Raw genomic sequence first — 17,355 nt, 5'->3', positions numbered from 1 at the left:
CGGAGGATGAGCGGGGCTACTGCCCGCTCACGCCGGCGACGTACCAGTCCATGGCCCAGAGATCCGCGTCGCCGAGCGAAGCACCTGCGGCGACGCGCTCCTTGCCGTCGCGGTCGGCCAGCGGGCCGGCGAAGATCTGCTTGCCCGCGAGGATCGCCTCGCGCTCGGCCATCACCTTGGCCTTCAGCTCCTCGGAGACGGCCGGGCCGCAGCAGGCGACGTCGATGGCGCCCTCGCCGATGGAGAGGAAGGCGCCGTACGGGGCGGCCTCGAAGGTTCCGGCCGCGATCTTCTCGATCTCGGGCTTCAGGAAGCGCTCCCAGGTCCACACCGACGAGCACTGCGTGGCGCTGCTGAACTCCGACAGGTCGCGGTGGTGGCCGGTGCCGTAGACGCCCTTCTCGGCCGCCACGATCTGCACCGTGGGCGTGTCGACGTGCTGGCCGAGCACGTCCGCGCCCTGCTCGATGAGGGCCTCGGCGGCCGCGCGCTCCTTGACCGGATCGCCCCAGGCGCCGGTGAAGACGACCGACAGTTCCACGTTCGGATTTACCTGGCGGGCGCCGAGCAGGTAGGCGTTGACGGTCCAGTTGACGAGGCCGAAGGGGTTGGCCGCGACGAAGCCGATCTTGTTCGACTTGGTCAGCCCGCCGGCGACCATGCCGCACAGATAATGCGTCTCGTAGGTGCGGCCGTAGACGCTCTTCAGGTTCTTGCCGTTGGTCGTCCCGGCCGGGTTGATGAACACGACCTCCGGGAACTGCTCGGCCAGCGTCGCGAACGTGTCCGAATAGCCGAAGGCCGAGCCGATCACGATGTTGGCGCCCCGCTCGATGAACAGCTCCGCGGCCGGGCGGATGGCGGTGGCCGCTTCCGGCACCTCCGCCGCCTGCGGGATCTTCAGCCCGAGATCGCCTTCGAGCTTCTGGCGCGCCTCGTCGATCGCCTGCGACCAGCCGCCGTCATTGGCCGGTCCGAACAGGATGACTGCCGGCTTCGGGTTCCCGACCGCGGCGAAGTCCGCCGCGGCGGGAGCGATGGCGGCGAACAGGGCGAGCGCACCCGCCGATGCGAGGCGTGGAGCGAAGCGTTTGAAGTCCATGGTACACCCCTTTTGAAACAGCAAAACGTCCGCGCGAGAAGTCGCGCGTAACAACCTGTGGCACCACGACTTGCAGCGCCCGATTTATGATTGAACTGACGATCTTTCGCCTTCGTACGAGACTGCGATACGAGCCGGAGTCCTGTCAATCGTCAATGTTATCTGATTTTTCGTGCTTTCTTTATCATCAGCGCGTCGATATTTTGTGCCCATTATTCAAGCTTATGCTTCGTTTCAGCCCGATCTTTTCTTTCGTCGTCCGCCCGTTGCCGCCCATTGGGACCGCAACCGCACACCGATCGCGCATGTGATCGCGGGATGACCGTCTGCCGTCGTCCGCGGCAACGTCGCGACGCCGGCGGCCGCCCTCGACGCGTCTCTCGGTTTTTTCTTGATTGATGCGTCAATCAAATCTAGCCTCGCACATCCACGGAGTTCGGAATGCCCAAAGTCGGAATGGAGCCCGTGCGCCGCAGGGCGCTGATCGACGCCACGATCGCCGCCATCGGCGAGCGGGGCTCGGTCGACGTCACCATGTCGGAGATCGCCGGAATCGCCGGGGTGTCCTCCGCGCTCGCGCATCATTACTTCGGCGCCAAGACCGACCTGCTGCAGGCCACCATGCGCCATCTCCTGTCGGAACTCGGCGCCGACTGCCGGGCCGCGCTGGCGCAGGCGCGCACGCCGCGGGCGCGCGTCTCGGCGGTGATCGCCGTCAACTTCTCCGACAAGCAGTTCCGGCCGGAGATCATCGCGGCCTGGCTCGCCTTCTACGTGGAAGCGCAGCGCTCGGCGGCGATGCGCCGGCTGCTGCGCGTCTATGCGCGGCGGCTCCACTCGAACCTGATGAGCGGGCTCGTCGGCCTGCTCGAGCGGCCTGCCGCGACCCGCGCCGCCGAGGGCATCGCGGCCCTGATCGACGGGCTCTACATCCGCCACGCCCTGAAGGACCAGCCGCCGGATGCCGCCGCGGCCATCGCGCTCGTCGAAGACCATCTCGAATCCAAGCTGTCGGTCGCCGGAGCCGTGTCATGACCTCGAAGCCCAACATCCTGATCGTCATGGTCGACCAGCTGAACGGGACGCTGTTCCCCGACGGCCCGGCCGATTTCCTGCACGCGCCGCACCTCAAGGCGCTGGCGCGGCGCTCGGCGCGCTTCGTGAACAACTACACCGCCTCGCCGCTCTGCGCGCCGGGCCGCGCCGCCTTCATGAGCGGGCAACTGCCGTCGCGCACGCGGGTCTACGACAACGCCGCCGAGTTCCCCTCGTCGATCCCCACCTTCGCCCACCATCTGCGCGCCGCCGGCTACCACACCTGCCTGTCGGGCAAGATGCACTTCGTCGGCCCCGACCAGCTGCACGGCTTCGAGGAGCGGCTGACGACCGACATCTACCCGGCCGATTTCGGCTGGACGCCCGACTACCGCAAGCCCGGCGAGCGCATCGACTGGTGGTACCACAATCTCGGCTCGGTCACCGGTGCGGGCGTCGCCGAGATCACCAACCAGATGGAGTATGACGACGAGGTCTGCTTCCTGGCGACGCAACGGCTCTACGAGCACGCCCGCCACTCGACCGATCCCGGGCGCCGGCCCTGGTGCCTCACCGTCTCCTTCACCCATCCGCACGACCCCTACGTGGCGCGGCGGAAATACTGGGACCTCTACGAGGACTGTCCGGCGCTGGAGCCGCAGGTCGGCTTCATCCCCTACGAGGCGCAGGACCCGCATTCGCAGCGTCTCTACGTCGCCAGCGACTACCCCTCCTTCGACATCACGCCCGACATGGTCCGGCGGGCGCGGCAGGGTTATTTCGCCAACATCTCCTATCTCGACGACAAGATCGGCGAGCTGATCGACGTGCTCGCCCGCACGCGCATGCTCGACGACACGCTGATCCTGTTCGCTTCCGACCACGGCGACATGCTGGGCGAGCGCGGATTGTGGTTCAAGATGTGCTTCTACGAGGGCTCCGCGCGCGTGCCGCTGATGGTCGCCGGCAAGGGCATCCCCGCCGGGCGGATCGATGCGCCCTCCTCCAATCTCGACTTTCTGCCGACGCTCTGCGATCTCGCCGGGATCGACCTCGCCGCGATCATGCCCTGGACCGACGGCGTCTCGCTCGTGCCGCAGCTGTCGGGCGCCTCCCGCAGTGCGCCGGTGCTGATGGAATATGCCGCGGAGGGCTCGCAGGCGCCGCTGGTCGCGATCCGCGACGGACGCTTCAAGTTCGTCCATTGCGAGATCGACCCGCCGCAGCTCTTCGACCTCGCGGCCGACCCGCTGGAGCTGACCAACCTCGCCGCCGATCCCGCGCATGCCGACACCGTCGCCCGGTGCATGGGCATGGTGCGCGCGCGCTGGGACATGGCCCGCTTCGACGCGGACGTGCGCGAGAGCCAGGCGCGCCGCTGGGTCGTCTATCCGGCGCTGCGCAACGGCTCCTACTACCCCTGGGACTTCCAGCCGCTGCGCCAGGCCTCCGAACGCTACATGCGCAACCACATGGATCTCAACGTGCTCGAAGAAGCCAAGCGGTTTCCGCGGGGAGAGTGAGATGATCAAGGTCTGGGGTCGCGCCACCTCCTCGAACGTCCAGATGGTCATGTGGGCGCTGGCCGAGATCGGCCTGCCCTGCGAGCGGGTCGACGTCGGCGGCAGTTTCGGCGGCACCGATACGGAGGCGTACCGCGCCATGAACCCGAACCGGCTTGTGCCGGTGCTGCAGGACGGCGAGCTGACGCTGTTCGAGAGCGCGGCCATCGTGCGCTATCTCGGCGCGCGCTACGGATCGGACCGGTTCTGGCCGACGGATCCGGCGGTGCGGGCGCCGCTCGACATGTGGGCCGAATGGATCAAGACCAGCTTCGGCCCGCTTTTCCTCGGCCAGGTGTTCTGGCCCCTGATCGGGCAGAGGCAGGAGATGCGCGACACGGCTGCCCTGGCGGCGGCCGAGGCCCGGCTTGCCGCGCTGGCGGGAATGCTCGACGAGCGCCTCGCCGGCGACACGGGCCCCTTCCTCGGCGGCGATGCGCCCTGTTTCGCCGACATCATCGTCGGCACCCTGCTCTACCGCTACTTCACGCTGGAGTGCCAGCGCGCCGCGACGCCGGCGCTCGCGGCCTATTACGACCGTCTGTCCCGCCGCCCGGCCTATGGCGCGCAGGTCATGGTCTCCTATGACAGCCTGAGGGTGTCATGATCCCGACGCTCGACCACCTGCAGCGCGCCCATGCCGTCACCCGCGAGGCCACCCAGGTCACGCCGCTGCTCGAATCCGCCGCACTCGCGAAGCTGACGGGTGCTGCCCGCGTCTTCGTCAAGCCGGAATCGCTGCAATGGGCCGGCTCCTTCAAGGCGCGCGGCGCCTACTGGCGGCTGAAGCAGCTTTCGCCGGAGGCCGCCGCACGCGGCGTCGTCGCCTATTCCTCGGGCAATTTCGCCCAGGGGCTCGCCGCCGCCGGCGAGGCGCTCGGCATTCCCGTCACCATCGTCATGCCGGTCGACGCGCCGGCCGCAAAGCGCGAGGCGACCGCGGGCTACGGCGCCCGCGTGGTCCTGACCGAGCACGGGACCCGCGCCCGCGAGGAGGTCGCCGCCGAGAAGGCCCGCGCCATAGCCGCCGAGGAGACGCTCACGCTGCTGCATCCCTTCGACGATCCCGAGATCGTCGCCGGCCAGGCGGCGGCCGGGCTCGAGGCGCTGGAACAGCTCGCGGCCAAGGGGGCCGCGGCCGATCTCGTCTTCTGCTCGGTCGGCGGCGGCGGACTGATCGGCGGCGTGTCGCTCGCCTTCCACTATCTGTCGCCGCAGACCCGCATCCTCGCCGTCGAGCCCGAAGGTTTCGACGGCATGGGCCGCTCGCTCGCCCACGGCGCGATCGAGGCGACCGCCATCGGTCCGAGCACGATCTGCGACGGGCTGATGGCGCGGCGGCCGGGCGACGCGCCCTTCGAAGCGGTCCGGGTGGCCGGCGTCGAGGGCATCGCCGTGTCGGACGCCGCCGTGCGCGGCGCCATGCGCATCGCCTTCGAACGGCTGAAGCTCGTGCTGGAGCCGTCCGGCGCCGCCTCGCTCGCCGCACTCCTGTCGGGCAGAGCCGACGTCGCCGGCAGGACCGTCCTCGTCATCGCCACCGGCGGCAACATTGCGCTCGCCGATTTCCTGAAACACGTCGCGGAGGCCTGACCATGCCGCGCAAGCACCTCACGCAAAACCATGCTTGAAGCCGATTACGTCATCGTGGGCGCCGGGTCGGCCGGCTGCGCGCTGGCCTACCGCCTGTCCGAAGACGGGAAGCACTCCGTCATCGTCATTGAATTCGGCGGCACCGACATCGGGCCGCTGATCCAGATGCCGTCGGCGCTGTCCTTCCCCATGAACATGAGCCTCTACGACTGGGGCCTGTCGACCGAGCCGGAACCGCATCTCGGCGGCCGCGTGCTCGCCACGCCGCGCGGCAAGGTCATCGGCGGGTCCTCGTCGATCAACGGCATGGTCTACGTGCGCGGCCATGCCCGCGATTTCGACCACTGGGCGGAAGCCGGCGCCACCGGCTGGGGCTATGCCGACGTGCTGCCCTACTTCAAGCGCATGGAGCATTCCCATGGCGGCGAGGAGGGCTGGCGCGGCACCGACGGGCCGCTGCACGTGCGCCGCGGCACGCGCGCGAACCCGCTCTACCGGGTCTTCGTGGAGGCCGGCCGCGAGGCGGGCTTCGAGGTGACGGAGGACTACAACGGCCGCCAGCAGGAAGGCTTCGGGCCGATGGAGCAGACGATCCATCTCGGCCGCCGCTGGTCGGCCGCCAATGCCTATCTGCGCCCGGCGCTGAAGCGCCAGAACGTGCGCCTCGTCAGCGGGCTGGCCCGCCGCGTGGTGATGGAGAACCGCCGCGCGGTCGGCGTCGAGATCGGCACAAGCGGGCCCGGGCAGGTGGTGCGCGCGCGGCGCGAGGTGATCATCGCCGCCTCCTCGATCAATTCGCCCAAGCTCCTGATGCTGTCGGGCATCGGACCGGCCGCGCATCTGAAGGACCGCGGCATCGACATCGTCGCCGACCGGCGCGGCGTCGGGCAGAACCTGCAGGACCATCTCGAACTCTACATCCAGCAGGAATCGATCCAGCCGGTCACGCTCTATTCGGTGCTCAACCCCGTCTCCAAGGCGCGGATCGGGCTGCAGTGGCTGCTCTTCAAGTCGGGCCTCGGCGCGACCAACCATTTCGAGGCGGCGGCCTTCGTGCGCTCCAGGGCCGGCGTCGACTATCCCGACATCCAGTATCATTTCCTGCCCGCCGCGATCCGCTACGACGGCAAGGCGGCGGCGAAGATGCACGGCTTCCAGGCCCATGTCGGCCCGATGCGCTCGAAGTCGCGCGGCGCGGTGACGCTGCGCTCGCCCGACCCGGCCGCGAAGGCCGAGATCCGCTTCAACTACATGTCGCATCCCGACGACTGGACCGACTTCCGCCACTGCATCCGGCTGACGCGCGAGATCTTCGGCCAGAAGGCCTTCGACCCCTATCGCGGCCGCGAACTCTCGCCGGGCGCGGAGGTCCGGACCGACGACCAGCTCGACGCCTTCATCCGCGCGCACGTCGAGAGCGCCTACCATCCCTGCGGCACCTGCCGGATGGGCCGCGCCGACGATCCGATGGCCGTCGTCGACCCGCAATGCCGGGTGATCGGCGTCGAGGGCCTGCGCGTCGCCGACTCCTCGATCTTCCCGCGCATCACCAACGGCAACCTCAATGCCCCGTCGATCATGACCGGCGAGAAGGCCGCCGACCACATCCTCGGCAAGACCCCGCTGCCGCCGTCGAATCAGGAGCCCTGGATCAACCCGCGCTGGCAGGTCAGCGACCGGTGAGGCAGGTGGCGCCGGAGCGGTCAGAGCATGTGAACCAATCGAGGCTGCGAAAAAATGCCCGCTGAAATCCTTGCGAATTTTGGCCTATCGAGCGCGGAAAGGGCATTCTTTCACATCCTCTCAGGCGTCAACGATCTCTATGTGCAGGCGCTTGCCGACCGCGCGCGCCGCCTTGTCGAGGGTTTCGAGAGAGACCGACACGTTGGCAGGGTCGAGAACACGGTCGAGTTGCGACCGGCTCGTTCCGATCCGCTGCGCGACCTCGCTCTTGGAAAGGCCGGACGCGCGGCGGGCTTCTTCGATCTGCCACGCCAGGACGCGCTTGATGGCTTCGCCGTAGACGTCCTCGCGCTCGCCAAGCGAATGGAGAAACTCCTCCAGTGTCCCGCCCACGGTTTCGCGGGTCGTTCCATCCTCGGTCATGTTCCGCATCCTTCTCTCTTTCCAATCGGTGCTCAGGCACCACGCCGATGATCTCGAAACCGAGCCATGGCCGGTTCGACGTCGTCCCGCTGCCGGTCTTTTCCATCGGCGCCATGCAGCAGCAGCATCTGGCCGTCCTCCGGAGCGAAATAGGTCCGTGCCTCGACGTTCCCGGACCGGATGGTCGAACGGACTTCGAAAATCCCGCGTCCGACCGAGCGGCAGATCGGCATTCCGATCGGCCAACCGAACTCCACTGTCGCAATGTCCATTCCGACGATCCTCCGGTCGGCCGCGTCCAGACCCGCGAGCCACTCTCGCACCGGTTCCCTTCCTGCTCGCGTGCGATAGAATCGAGCGACTATCCGCTTCATACGGGTTGCGTACCACAGATGGTACACATCCTCAACAGCCCCGCCCTCGCCCGACCAACGGAGCCCCGACTATGAACGCCCAGCCGAAAGCCTCGCATTACATCAACGGCCGTTTCGTCGAGGACGAGGGCGGGCGGCCGATGGACGTGGTCTACCCCGCCACCGGCGAGGTGATCGCGCGCGTCCATGCCGCAACGTCCAACATCGTCGAACTCGCCGTGGAGGCCGCGCGCGCCGCGCAGGGGGCGTGGGCGCGGCTGAAGCCGGTCGAGCGCGGCCGCATCCTGCGCCGCGTCGCCGACCTGCTGCGCGAGCGCAACGCCGTGCTGGCGCGGCTGGAGACGCTCGACACCGGCAAGGCGATCCAGGAGACGCTGGTGGCCGACCCGGCCTCGGCCGCCGATGCGCTGGAGTTCTTCGGCGGCGCGGTCGCTTCGGTGACCGGCGATTATGTCGATCTCGGCGGCCCCTTCGCCTACACGCGGCGCGAGGCGCTCGGCGTCTGCGTCGGCATCGGTGCCTGGAACTATCCCATCCAGGGCGCGGCGTGGAAGTCCGGGCCGGCGCTCGCCATGGGCAACGCCATGGTCTTCAAGCCGTCCGAGAACACGCCGCTGTCGGCGCTGGCGCTCGCCGAGATCTACACCGAAGCCGGCCTGCCCGACGGCCTCTTCAACGTCGTGCAGGGGTTCGGCGACGTCGGTGCGGCGCTGGCCTCGCACCCGACGGTGGCGAAGGTCTCGCTCACCGGCTCGGTGCCCACCGGCCGCAAGGTGCTGGCGCTCGCCGGCTCGCACATGAAGCACGCCACCATGGAACTCGGCGGCAAGTCGCCGCTGATCGTCTTCGACGATGCCGACGTCGAGAACGCGGTCGGCGGAGCCATGCTCGCCAATTTCTACTCGACCGGCCAGGTCTGCTCCAACGGCACCCGCGTCTTCGTCCAGGACGGCATCCGCGAGCGCTTCCTCGACCGGCTCCTCGCCCGCACCAAGGCGATCCGCATCGGCGACCCGCTCGATCCGGAGACCCAGATGGGGCCGCTGATCAATGCCCAGCAGCACGAGAAGGTCATGGGCTACATCGCCATCGGCAAGGCCGAGGGCGCGACGCTCGCCTGCGGCGGCGGCGTGCCGCGGCTGCAGGGGCTGGAGGGCGGCTTCTTCGTCGAGCCGACCATCTTCACCGGCGTCGTCGACGACATGCGCATCGCGCGCGAGGAGATCTTCGGCCCGGTGATGAGCGTGCTCGGCTTCTCGTCGGAGGAAGAGGCGATCGAGCGGGCCAACGACAGCGAGTTCGGGCTCTCGGCCGGCGTCTTCACCCGCGACCTGCCGCGCGCCCACCGCGTCATCGCCGACCTGCAGGCCGGCACCTGCTGGATCAACCACTACAACCTCTCGCCGGCCGAAATCCCCTTCGGCGGCGTCAAGCAGTCGGGCATCGGCCGCGAAAACTCGCTCGCCGCGCTGCACCATTATTCGCAGCTGAAGACCGTCTACGTCGAGACCGGCGACGTCCAGAGCCCCTACTGAGCCCCCCGCCGGGCCCTTGCAGCGGCGGCCGGCATCCCGCTCCGGCCGCCCTGTCTCCCGCGCGTGAAGCACCCTTTGCCGGCTGCGATCCGCCGCAACCGGCCGGGCGCGCAACGGAAGCACGCAGCATCGTGAAAATATGAGACGACGCGCTTGCAGGATCGCCGGGCGGGCGCTATAGACCCCCCCGACTGGTCACGGAGTGTAGCGCAGCCTGGTAGCGCACATCGTTCGGGACGATGGGGTCGCAGGTTCAAATCCTGCCACTCCGACCAGATTTCCCGATTTTCCCGAATGTTTCGAGCGGATTGGCAAGGGGGCGCCGCCTCCTTCGCATCGACCGAAATCCCGGCGCGGTCCGCGTCGGGCGCGCCGTCTCCGGCGTCGATCGCGGACGGCCCGCCCGACGGCCTCGCGTCGGCCGCCCGCGCCCCTGCCTCCAAATCGCCTCCTTTCGAACCGGAACGATCCCGCGCGCCGATGATTTCGGGGGCGAAGGGAAAGGAACCGCTCAACCGAAGGAGAGATTCCCCATGCTGAAGCGAAACCTGATCACGACGACGCTCGCCCTCGGGCTTCTGGCTCCCGGCGCGGCCATCGCCGCCACGCAGGCCATCACGACCACAGACCTGAACATCCGGACGGGTCCCGGCACATCCTATCAGCGCTTCGACACGATCCCGTCGCGCGACGGCGTGGTCGTCCACGGCTGTCTCGACGGCTACAACTGGTGCGACGTCGGCTGGCGCGGCGAGCGGGGCTGGGTGTCGGGCAACTACCTCGCCTATCGCAGCGAGCGCTACCGCGACCGCACGATCTCGTCCGTCGGCGTCTCCATCGGCCTGCCGGTGGTCGGCTTCGAGCCCTATGCCTATCACGGGCGCTACTACCGCGACCGGCCCTGGTACCGCGACCGCTATCTCGACCGCCGGGACCGCATGGAACGGCGCGAACTGAGAAGCGAGCGCCGCGACGTCCGCGAGGCGCGCGAGGACCTGCGCGACGCCCGCCGCGATCTGCGCGAAGCACGGCGCAACGGCGAGAACCTGCGGCCCCACCGCCGCGAGGTGCGCGAGGAGCGTCGTGACCTGCGCCGCGAACGGCGGGAACTGCGCCGCGAACGCTGGGACTGACGCCTCCCCGAGTCGCGAAGGCCGTGGCGCCGCCGTCCCGCGACGGCGGCGCCTTCACGCAAGGGAAAGCTTTGCATGGAATGGTCGAACGTGCGCGGGACGCGGGAACCACGCCCCTTCCCGCACGTTCATCATGCGGCCCCCAGAGAGCGAGTGCAGGCGATGACCCTCTTCCATGAACCGGTAAGACTGCTGCAGGGCGAGGATGCGCGCCCGCTCGAGATTCACGATGCCGTCCAGGCGGCGATCGCGCTCGAGAACGACTGGCCGGAGGCCCGCGGCAAATGGTACTGGGCGGCCCGGCAGGCCTGCCGCGCCGCCGGCGAAGGCCGCGCCTCGCCGCACATCGCGCGCCGCATCTTCCTGCGTGCCCTCGAGGAGTCGCGGCAGCCGCATCTGTCGGCATGAAAGCCGCAGCCGGAACGAGCCGCGGCGACACGCTCGCCGAACTCGAGCAGCTGGCCCGCAACCTCGATTCGCGCTGGCACATCCCCGGCACGGGCATCCGCTTCGGCCTCGACGCGGTCGCCGGCCTGATCCCGGGCGTGGGTGACGTCGCTGCCGCCCTGGTGTCCGGACACATCATCCTGCATGGCTGGCGCGCCGGCGCCCCCGGCCATGTGATCGCGCGCATGATCGGCAACGTCGCGCTCGACACCGTCGTGGGCAGCATTCCGGTGCTGGGCTCGGTGTTCGACGTCTATTACAAGGCCAACAACCGCAACGTCCGCCTGCTGCGGCGCCATTTCGGCGACGGTGGCCGCTGACGCGTCCCGACCGCCTTTTTCTCCTTGCATAACGTCACGTTACCGCACCCTACGCATGGTGATCGAATGCGTCTGGCAATGATCCCGCGCGCGTCCTAAGACACGGTCGGGACAGGGCGCCGGACCGGCGCGGGAAGTGCTGGAGAGCCAATGCAGTTCATCGATCTCGGGGCCCAGCGGGCGCGCATCAACGATCGCCTGAAGGCTGCCGTCGACCGCGTCATCGACAGCGGCGCCTACATCCTCGGTCCGGACGTGCGCGAATTCGAGACCCGCCTCGCCGATTATGTCGGCGTCCGCAACGTGGTGGCCTGCGCCAACGGCACCGACGCGCTGCTGCTTCCGCTGCTCGCCAGCGGAATCGGCCCGGGCGACGCCGTGTTCTGCCCGAGCTTCACCTTCGCCGCCACCGCCGAAGTGGTCGCGCTGGCGAAGGCCGAGCCGGTCTTCGTCGACATCGATCCCGACAGCTACAACATGGACCCCGCCTCGCTCGAAGCCGCCATCGCCATGGTCAAGGCGGAGGGCCGGCTGACGCCGAAGGCGATCATCCCGGTCGACCTGTTCGGGCTCGCCGCCGACTATCCCGCCATCGGCGCGATCGCGCGGCGCGAGAAGCTGATGGTGATCGAGGACGCCGCGCAGGCGATCGGCGGCAGCCTCGACAACCGCCGCTGCGGCGCCTTCGGCGACGTCGGCGCGACCAGCTTCTATCCCGCCAAGCCGCTCGGCTGCTACGGCGACGGCGGCGCCATGTTCACCGACGACGACGCCTTCGCCGAGACGCTGCGCTCCTACGCCTTCCACGGCAAGGGCGCCACGCAATACGACAACGTCCATGTCGGCCTGAACTCCCGCCTCGACACGCTGCAGGCGGCGATCCTGATCGAGAAGCTCTCGATCCTCGAAGACGAGATGGCCGAGCGCCAGGTGGTGGCGCGGCGCTATGCTGAGGGCCTCGCGGGCGTGGTCAAGACGCCGGTCGTGCCCGAGAACCGTCGCTCGGCCTGGGCGCAATATGCCATCGAGACCCCGCACCGCGATGCCCTGAAGGCGCATCTGCAGGCGGCCGGCATCCCGAGCGTCATCTACTACGTCAAGCCGCTGCACCTGCAGGTGGCCTACGCGCATTTCCCGCGCGTGCCGACCGGCCTGCCCGTCTCGGAAGAACTCCCCTCCCGCATCCTGTGCCTGCCGATGCACCCCTACCTGACGGCCGACGACCAGGACCGCATCTGCGACACCATCGGCACCTTCATCGCCCGCCAGGGCTGAGCCGGCCCGCCCCGGCCGCCTCCTCTCCCTCCTCGTCATCCCGGAACGGCGTCCGAGCGCAGCGCAGGACGGCGTATCCGGGATCCATGCCTCGCCGTCCATCCCCGCGGTCCCGCGCAGGACGAGGCGGCCGGCGCCACCCTTCGGCGCCGTCTTCGCCTTCGCGGTCGCCCCAGTCTGCCCCGTCACCGCAGCCCCCCCCTCCGTCGTCGCTTCGCGACGCCACCTCCGCCCCCACTTCGTGGGGTGGAGGACGAGGGGCCACCCGCAACGCCCATCCTCCAGCCCCACGCAGTGGTGGGAGGTGCCGAGCGAAGCGAGGCGGAGGGGGGGACCCCGCCGCGCGAAACGCGAACCCGGCGCAGGCGAGGCCCGGGCCGTCCGGGACGGTCGACGACCGGCATGGCGGAGCCCGCCACCCTCGTGCCCATCGGCAGCCGGCGGGTCCGCGACCGCCGCCGCGCCATCCCTCACCTTCGTCATCCCGGAACGGCGTCCGAGCGGAGCGAAGGACGGCGTATCCGGGATCCATGCCTCGCCGTCCATCCCCGCGATCCGGTACACGACGAGGCACGTGCCGCCCGTCGTTGCCGCCGCTCCACGGTCGTGGTCGTCGTCACGGTCGCCGCCGTATCCACCAGCGTCGCGCCCCCCCTCCGTCGTCTCTTCGCGACGCCACCTCCGCCCCCACTGCGTGGGGTGGAGGACGAGGAGCCACCCGCAACGCCCATCCTCCAACCCCACGCAGTGGGGGGGAGGTGCCGAGCGAAGCGAGGCGGAGGGGGGGACCACGCCGGACCAATCTGGCAACCGCACAGGGCTGCCTCGGCCGACCTGGCCCCTCCCCGTTCGTCATCCCGGAACGGCGTCCGAGCGCAGCGCAGGACGGCGTATCCGGGATCCATGCCTCGCCGTCCATCCCCGCGATCCGGTACACGACGAGGCACTGCCGCCCGTCGTTGCCGCCGCGCCACGGTCGTGGCCGTCGTCACGGCCGTCGCCATATCCTCCAGCGTCGCACCCCCCCTCCGTCGTCGCTTCGCGACGCCACCTCCGCCCCCACTGCGTGGGGTGGAGGACGAGGGGCCACCCGCAACGCCCGTCCTCCTACCCCGCGAAGTGGGAGGAGGTGCCGAGCGAAGCGAGGCGGAGGGGGGGCACCGGCGCAGGAAACGCGGACCCGGCCCAGGCGCGCAGCGTCACACCACGCGGCCGCAGAAGCCGTCGAGGCCTTCGAGTGCCAGCGTGTCGCCGTCGAGCACCGCGCGCGAGCCGGGGAAGGCCAGCGCTTCCACCGGTCCGAGATTGGCCGGCAGCGTCCAGGCGACCGGTTCGGCCGAGAAGTTGAAGACGCAGAGCAGCCGCGCGCCGTCGGCCTCGCGCAGGAAGGCCAGCACGTCGTCGGTCTGCTCGACGATCTCGATGTCTCCGCCCGTCAACGCCGGGTGCGCCTTGCGGAAGGCGAGCACCTCGCGGTAGCGCGAAAGCACCGAGCCGGCGTCGGCCGCCTGCACGTCCACCGCGCGCGCCCGGTGGGCGGCCGGCACGGGCAGCCAGGGCCGCGCCTGCGAGAAGCCGCCATGCGGGGTGGCACTCTCCCAGACCATCGGCGTGCGGCAGCCGTCGCGGCCCTTGAAGGCCGGCCAGAAGCGGATGCCGTAGGGGTCGCGCAGGTCCTCGAAGGCGATGTCGGCCTCCGGCAGGCCGAGTTCCTCGCCCTGGTAGAGGCAGATCGAGCCGCGCAGGCAGGCGATCAGGCCGATCGAGAAGCGGGCGACCGCGTCCGGCGTCCGGCCCTCGCCCGCCCAGCGGGTGGCGTGGCGCTGGACGTCGTGGTTGGAGAAGGCCCAGCACACCCAGCCGTCGACCACCGCGGTCTCGAACTCGGAGATGCACTGCGCCACATGCGCGGCCGAGAAGGCGGGCGCGAGCAGGTCGAAGGTGTAGCACATGTGCAGCTTGTCGCCGCCGCCGGTATAGGCGGCCACGATCTTCAGGGCGCCCGCGCCGTCGCCCACCTCGCCCACCGCCGCGCGGCCGTCGTAGCGGTCGAGCAGCGCGCGGAATTCGCGCAGGAAGCCGAGATTCTCCGGCTGGTTCTTGTCGTGGATGTGCTGCTGGTAACCGTAGGGATTGGTGTCGGGCACGTCGCCCGCCCCGCCCGGCGCCTTCGGCGGGTTGGGCCGCAGCGCGGCGTCGTGGAAATAATAGTTCACCGTGTCGAGCCGGAAGCCGTCGACGCCGCGGTCGAGCCAGAAGCGGACGGTGTCGAGCAAAGCGGCGCGGACGTCGGGATTGTGGAAGTTCAGGTCCGGCTGCGAGGCGAGGAAATTGTGCAGGTAGTACTGCCGGCGTGTCGAATCCCACTCCCAGGCCGGCCCGCCGAAGACCGACAGCCAGTTGTTGGGCGGGGTGCCGTCCGACTTCGGATCGGCCCAGACGAACCAGTCCGCCTTCGGATTGTCGCGGCTCGACCGGCTCTCCCGGAACCAGGCATGCTGGTCGGAGCAATGCGACAGCACCTGGTCGATGATCACCTTCAGCCCCAGCCGGTGCGCCTCGGCGACCAGCGCGTCGAAATCGGCAAGCGTGCCGAACAGCGGGTCGACCGCGCAATAGTCCGAGACGTCGTAGCCCATGTCGGCCATCGGCGACATGAAGAAGGGCGACAGCCAGATGGCGTCGACGCCGAGGCTCGCCACATGGGGCAGCCGCGCGGTCGCGCCCGGCAGGTCGCCCACCCCGTCCCCGCCCGTGTCCTGGAAGGAGCGCGGATAGATCTGGTAGATGGCGCAGCCGCGCCACCAGTCGGCGCCGGCCGGCGCCCGCTCGACAGTCTCAGCCATTCAGTCCCCCGTCGGTCGTGACGTCTCGATTTCGCAAAGCACGGCTGCGGCGCGACCCGCAAGCGCGATCGCATGCTCCTGCGGCCGCAATTCGGCGTCCTGCGCGGAGCCGATGAGGCTCCAGGCGCAGCCCGGGGCGGTGGGCAGGGTGAAGACGGCCGCGTCATGATCGCCATTGACCAGAAGCGCCACCCGCCGGGGCCCGCCTTCGCCGCCCGCCAGAACCATGGCGAGGCGCCGGTTGGCCGCGTCGTTCCAGCCGGCCTCGTCGAGCGGCCGGCCCGCGGCGGAGAGCCATTCGACGTCCGGCGGCGCGCCGTCCGCCGCCGGGCGCCCGGTCAGGAAGCCGGCGTCGCGCAGGACCGTCACGGTGCGGCGCAGTGCCGCCAGCGCGCCGGCATGCGCCTGCAGGTCGGTGTGGCGGTTCTCCCAGTCCAGCCAGGCGAGGCCGTTGTCCTGCGCATAGGCATTGTTGTTGCCGTGCTGCGTGCGGCCGAACTCGTCGCCCGCCGTCAGCATGATCGTCCCGCGCGACAGGAACAGCGTCGACAGGAGCGCCCGCAGGTTGCGCGCGCGGGCGTTGCGGATGGTCGGCTCGTCCGTCTCGCCTTCCACCCCGTTGTTCCACGACAGGTTCTCGTCGTGGCCGTCGCGATTGCCCTCGCCGTTCGCCTCGTTGTGCTTCCGCTCGTAGGCGACGATGTCGGCGAGGCTCATGCCGTCATGCGCGGCGATGAAGTTGACGCTGCGCGTCCCCGTCGCGCCGTTGCGGGAAAAGACGTCGGAGGAACCGGCGAGCCGCGTCGCCAGCGACGGCACGCGCCCGGCATCGCCGCGCCAGAAGCGGCGGACGTCGTCGCGGTAGACGTCGTTCCATTCGAGGAACGGCGGCGGAAAGCCGCCGAGCTGGTAGCCGCCGGGACCGATGTCCCAGGGCTCGGCGATCAGCACCCGGTCGCCCAGCACCGGGTCGGCGGCGATCTCGCCGAAGATGCGCGCGGCCGGATCGAAGCCGCGATGGTCGCGGCCGAGCACCGGCGCGAGGTCGAAGCGGAAGCCGTCGACGCCGCAGCGCGTGACGAAGTGCCGGAGCGTGTCGAGGATCATCCGGTGCGCTTCGGGATGCTGCGTGGCAACGGTGTTGCCGCAGCCGGTGTCGTTGGCCAGCACCACCGGGTCGCCCGGCAGATGCCGGTAATAGGCGAGGTTGTCGAAGCCGCGCAACGCCAGCGTCGGGCCGTAGACGTCGCTCTCGCCGGTGTGGTTGAAGACGAGGTCGAGGATCACGCCGATGCCGGCCCTTCGCAGCGCCGCCACCGTGTCGCGCAGTTCGGCCACGCCGCCGGGGCAGAGCCGCGGGTCGAGCGCCATGAAGGTGACCGGATTGTAGCCCCAGACGTTCTTCAGGCCGAGCGGTGCCAGATGCCGCTCGTCGATCCAGGCCGTCACCGGCATCAGTTCGACCGCATCGACGCCGAGCGTCGTCAGGTGGTCGAGCACGGCCGGATGCGCCAGCGCCGCGACGGTGCCTCGCAGCGGCACAGGCACGTCCGGATGCTTCATGGTGAAGCCGCGCACGTTGATTTCGTAGACGAAGCCGCCGGGCTGGAAGACGGGCGCCTTCGCCGCCACGGCCGGCAGCGGCCCCGCCAGCACGGCCTTCGGCATCAGCCGGGCGGTATCGCCGCCCTCGCCCCGCCGGGCGCCGAGTTCCGCCGCGTAGCGGTAGGGCCGGTCGATCTCCAGCGCATGGGGGTCCATCAGCAGCTTGTCGGGATCGTGCCAGAAGCCGTTGTCGGGGTCGAAGCGGCCGTCGGTCCGGAAGCCGTAGCGCAGGCCGGGCGCGGCGTCCGCCACGAAGGCCTCGCGAAGGCCGTGGCCAGCCGGCTCCATCTCCACCCGCGCGACCTCGGCCTCGCCCCTCTCGTCGAACAGGCAGAGCCAGACCTTCTCGGCCGAGCCCGACCAGACGCGGAACCGCGCGCCGCCGGCCACGACCGCGGCTCCGCAGGACTCGGCGGTCATGG

Annotated in this window: 15 protein-coding genes and 1 tRNA gene; 11 read left to right on the top strand and 5 right to left on the bottom strand. The window is 69.8% G+C overall.

Annotated features, from left to right (window positions below; genetic code table 11):
• Positions 1-16 precede the first annotated feature (16 nt).
• The gene (locus tag IAI54_RS27080) at positions 17-1,102 is read right to left on the bottom strand and encodes a BMP family ABC transporter substrate-binding protein (RefSeq protein WP_187970126.1); all 1,086 of its coding nucleotides are present in this window, start codon (positions 1,100-1,102) and stop codon (positions 17-19) included.
• A 441-nt stretch (positions 1,103-1,543) separates the two neighbouring features.
• Here IAI54_RS27080 and betI point away from each other — a divergent pair, with 441 nt between their 5' ends.
• The 5 genes from betI to betA are packed head-to-tail and all read left to right on the top strand — an operon-like array spanning position 1,544 to position 6,975.
• Positions 1,544-2,137 (top strand): transcriptional regulator BetI, encoded by a 594-nt coding sequence (gene betI / locus IAI54_RS27075; RefSeq protein ID WP_187970125.1) that lies wholly within the window; start codon positions 1,544-1,546, stop codon positions 2,135-2,137.
• Entirely contained in the window at positions 2,134-3,660 is a 1,527-nt protein-coding gene (gene betC / locus IAI54_RS27070) for a choline-sulfatase (protein WP_187970124.1), read from the top strand. Before betI ends, betC begins: the two co-directional genes overlap by 4 nt.
• Before the next feature lies 1 nt (position 3,661).
• Positions 3,662-4,306 carry a glutathione S-transferase family protein gene (locus IAI54_RS27065; RefSeq protein WP_187970123.1) on the top strand — a complete coding sequence of 215 codons (645 nt, stop codon included), beginning with the start codon at positions 3,662-3,664 and terminating at the stop codon, positions 4,304-4,306.
• Positions 4,303-5,292, top strand: a complete 990-nt coding sequence (locus IAI54_RS27060) for a threonine/serine dehydratase family protein (RefSeq protein ID WP_187970122.1) — start codon at positions 4,303-4,305, stop codon at positions 5,290-5,292. Before IAI54_RS27065 ends, IAI54_RS27060 begins: the two co-directional genes overlap by 4 nt.
• Positions 5,293-5,322: 30 nt before the next feature.
• A complete protein-coding gene (gene betA, locus IAI54_RS27055) occupies positions 5,323-6,975 on the top strand; it encodes a choline dehydrogenase (protein WP_187970121.1) in 1,653 nt (550 codons plus the stop codon).
• A 120-nt stretch (positions 6,976-7,095) separates the two neighbouring features.
• On the opposite strand, the gene IAI54_RS27050 is transcribed toward betA, so the two are convergent.
• A complete protein-coding gene (locus IAI54_RS27050) occupies positions 7,096-7,398 on the bottom strand; it encodes a helix-turn-helix domain-containing protein (RefSeq protein ID WP_187970120.1) in 303 nt (100 codons plus the stop codon).
• Between the two features lie 32 nt (positions 7,399-7,430).
• A complete protein-coding gene (locus IAI54_RS27045; protein ID WP_187970119.1) occupies positions 7,431-7,772 on the bottom strand; it encodes a type II toxin-antitoxin system RelE/ParE family toxin in 342 nt (113 codons plus the stop codon).
• Between the two features lie 71 nt (positions 7,773-7,843).
• On the opposite strand from IAI54_RS27045, the gene betB reads away from it, so the two are divergent.
• The 6 genes from betB (at position 7,844) to IAI54_RS27015 (ending at position 12,482) form a co-directional block, all read left to right on the top strand.
• Positions 7,844-9,307, top strand: a complete 1,464-nt coding sequence (gene betB, locus IAI54_RS27040) for a betaine-aldehyde dehydrogenase (RefSeq protein WP_187970118.1) — start codon at positions 7,844-7,846, stop codon at positions 9,305-9,307.
• 198 nt (positions 9,308-9,505) lie between these two features.
• Positions 9,506-9,582 (top strand) — tRNA-Pro (locus tag IAI54_RS27035).
• A 258-nt stretch (positions 9,583-9,840) separates the two neighbouring features.
• Positions 9,841-10,440, top strand: coding sequence for an SH3 domain-containing protein (locus IAI54_RS27030; protein WP_187970117.1), 600 nt, complete (start codon positions 9,841-9,843; stop codon positions 10,438-10,440).
• A gap of 162 nt (positions 10,441-10,602) precedes the next feature.
• Positions 10,603-10,848: a DUF982 domain-containing protein gene (locus IAI54_RS27025; protein ID WP_187970116.1), complete on the top strand. Its 246-nt coding sequence runs from the start codon at positions 10,603-10,605 to the stop codon at positions 10,846-10,848.
• Positions 10,845-11,207, top strand: a complete 363-nt coding sequence (locus IAI54_RS27020) for a DUF4112 domain-containing protein (RefSeq protein ID WP_187970115.1) — start codon at positions 10,845-10,847, stop codon at positions 11,205-11,207. The genes IAI54_RS27025 and IAI54_RS27020 overlap by 4 nt, the downstream gene beginning before the upstream one ends.
• 150 nt (positions 11,208-11,357) lie before the next feature.
• The gene (locus IAI54_RS27015) at positions 11,358-12,482 is read left to right on the top strand and encodes a DegT/DnrJ/EryC1/StrS family aminotransferase (protein ID WP_187970114.1); all 1,125 of its coding nucleotides are present in this window, start codon (positions 11,358-11,360) and stop codon (positions 12,480-12,482) included.
• A 1,199-nt stretch (positions 12,483-13,681) separates the two neighbouring features.
• On the opposite strand, the gene bglA is transcribed toward IAI54_RS27015, so the two are convergent.
• Entirely contained in the window at positions 13,682-15,328 is a 1,647-nt protein-coding gene (gene bglA / locus IAI54_RS27010; RefSeq protein ID WP_187970113.1) for a beta-galactosidase BglA, read from the bottom strand.
• The gene (gene glgX, locus IAI54_RS27005) at positions 15,329-17,353 is read right to left on the bottom strand and encodes a glycogen debranching protein GlgX (RefSeq protein ID WP_235679183.1); all 2,025 of its coding nucleotides are present in this window, start codon (positions 17,351-17,353) and stop codon (positions 15,329-15,331) included.
• Positions 17,354-17,355 lie beyond the last annotated feature (2 nt).

Source organism: Aquibium microcysteis, from assembly GCF_014495845.1.
Classification (GTDB): domain Bacteria; phylum Pseudomonadota; class Alphaproteobacteria; order Rhizobiales; family Rhizobiaceae; genus Aquibium; species Aquibium microcysteis.
Note: the sequence above shows the minus strand (reverse complement) of the source record. Positions and strands in the feature narration are given on the sequence as shown.

Excerpts from the sequence above, each read along its gene's own strand:
- IAI54_RS27080 (WP_187970126.1), bottom strand. The coding sequence starts at position 1,102 with ATGGACTTCAAACGCTTCGCTCCACGCCTCGCATCGGCGGGTGCGCTC.
- betI (WP_187970125.1), top strand. The coding sequence starts at position 1,544 with ATGCCCAAAGTCGGAATGGAGCCCGTGCGCCGCAGGGCGCTGATCGAC.
- betC (WP_187970124.1), top strand. The coding sequence starts at position 2,134 with ATGACCTCGAAGCCCAACATCCTGATCGTCATGGTCGACCAGCTGAAC.
- IAI54_RS27065 (WP_187970123.1), top strand. The coding sequence starts at position 3,662 with ATGATCAAGGTCTGGGGTCGCGCCACCTCCTCGAACGTCCAGATGGTC.
- IAI54_RS27060 (WP_187970122.1), top strand. The coding sequence starts at position 4,303 with ATGATCCCGACGCTCGACCACCTGCAGCGCGCCCATGCCGTCACCCGC.
- betA (WP_187970121.1), top strand. The coding sequence starts at position 5,323 with ATGCTTGAAGCCGATTACGTCATCGTGGGCGCCGGGTCGGCCGGCTGC.
- IAI54_RS27050 (WP_187970120.1), bottom strand. The coding sequence starts at position 7,398 with ATGACCGAGGATGGAACGACCCGCGAAACCGTGGGCGGGACACTGGAG.
- IAI54_RS27045 (WP_187970119.1), bottom strand. The coding sequence starts at position 7,772 with ATGAAGCGGATAGTCGCTCGATTCTATCGCACGCGAGCAGGAAGGGAA.
- betB (WP_187970118.1), top strand. The coding sequence starts at position 7,844 with ATGAACGCCCAGCCGAAAGCCTCGCATTACATCAACGGCCGTTTCGTC.
- IAI54_RS27030 (WP_187970117.1), top strand. The coding sequence starts at position 9,841 with ATGCTGAAGCGAAACCTGATCACGACGACGCTCGCCCTCGGGCTTCTG.
- IAI54_RS27025 (WP_187970116.1), top strand. The coding sequence starts at position 10,603 with ATGACCCTCTTCCATGAACCGGTAAGACTGCTGCAGGGCGAGGATGCG.
- IAI54_RS27020 (WP_187970115.1), top strand. The coding sequence starts at position 10,845 with ATGAAAGCCGCAGCCGGAACGAGCCGCGGCGACACGCTCGCCGAACTC.
- IAI54_RS27015 (WP_187970114.1), top strand. The coding sequence starts at position 11,358 with ATGCAGTTCATCGATCTCGGGGCCCAGCGGGCGCGCATCAACGATCGC.
- bglA (WP_187970113.1), bottom strand. The coding sequence starts at position 15,328 with ATGGCTGAGACTGTCGAGCGGGCGCCGGCCGGCGCCGACTGGTGGCGC.
- glgX (WP_235679183.1), bottom strand. The coding sequence starts at position 17,353 with ATGACCGCCGAGTCCTGCGGAGCCGCGGTCGTGGCCGGCGGCGCGCGG.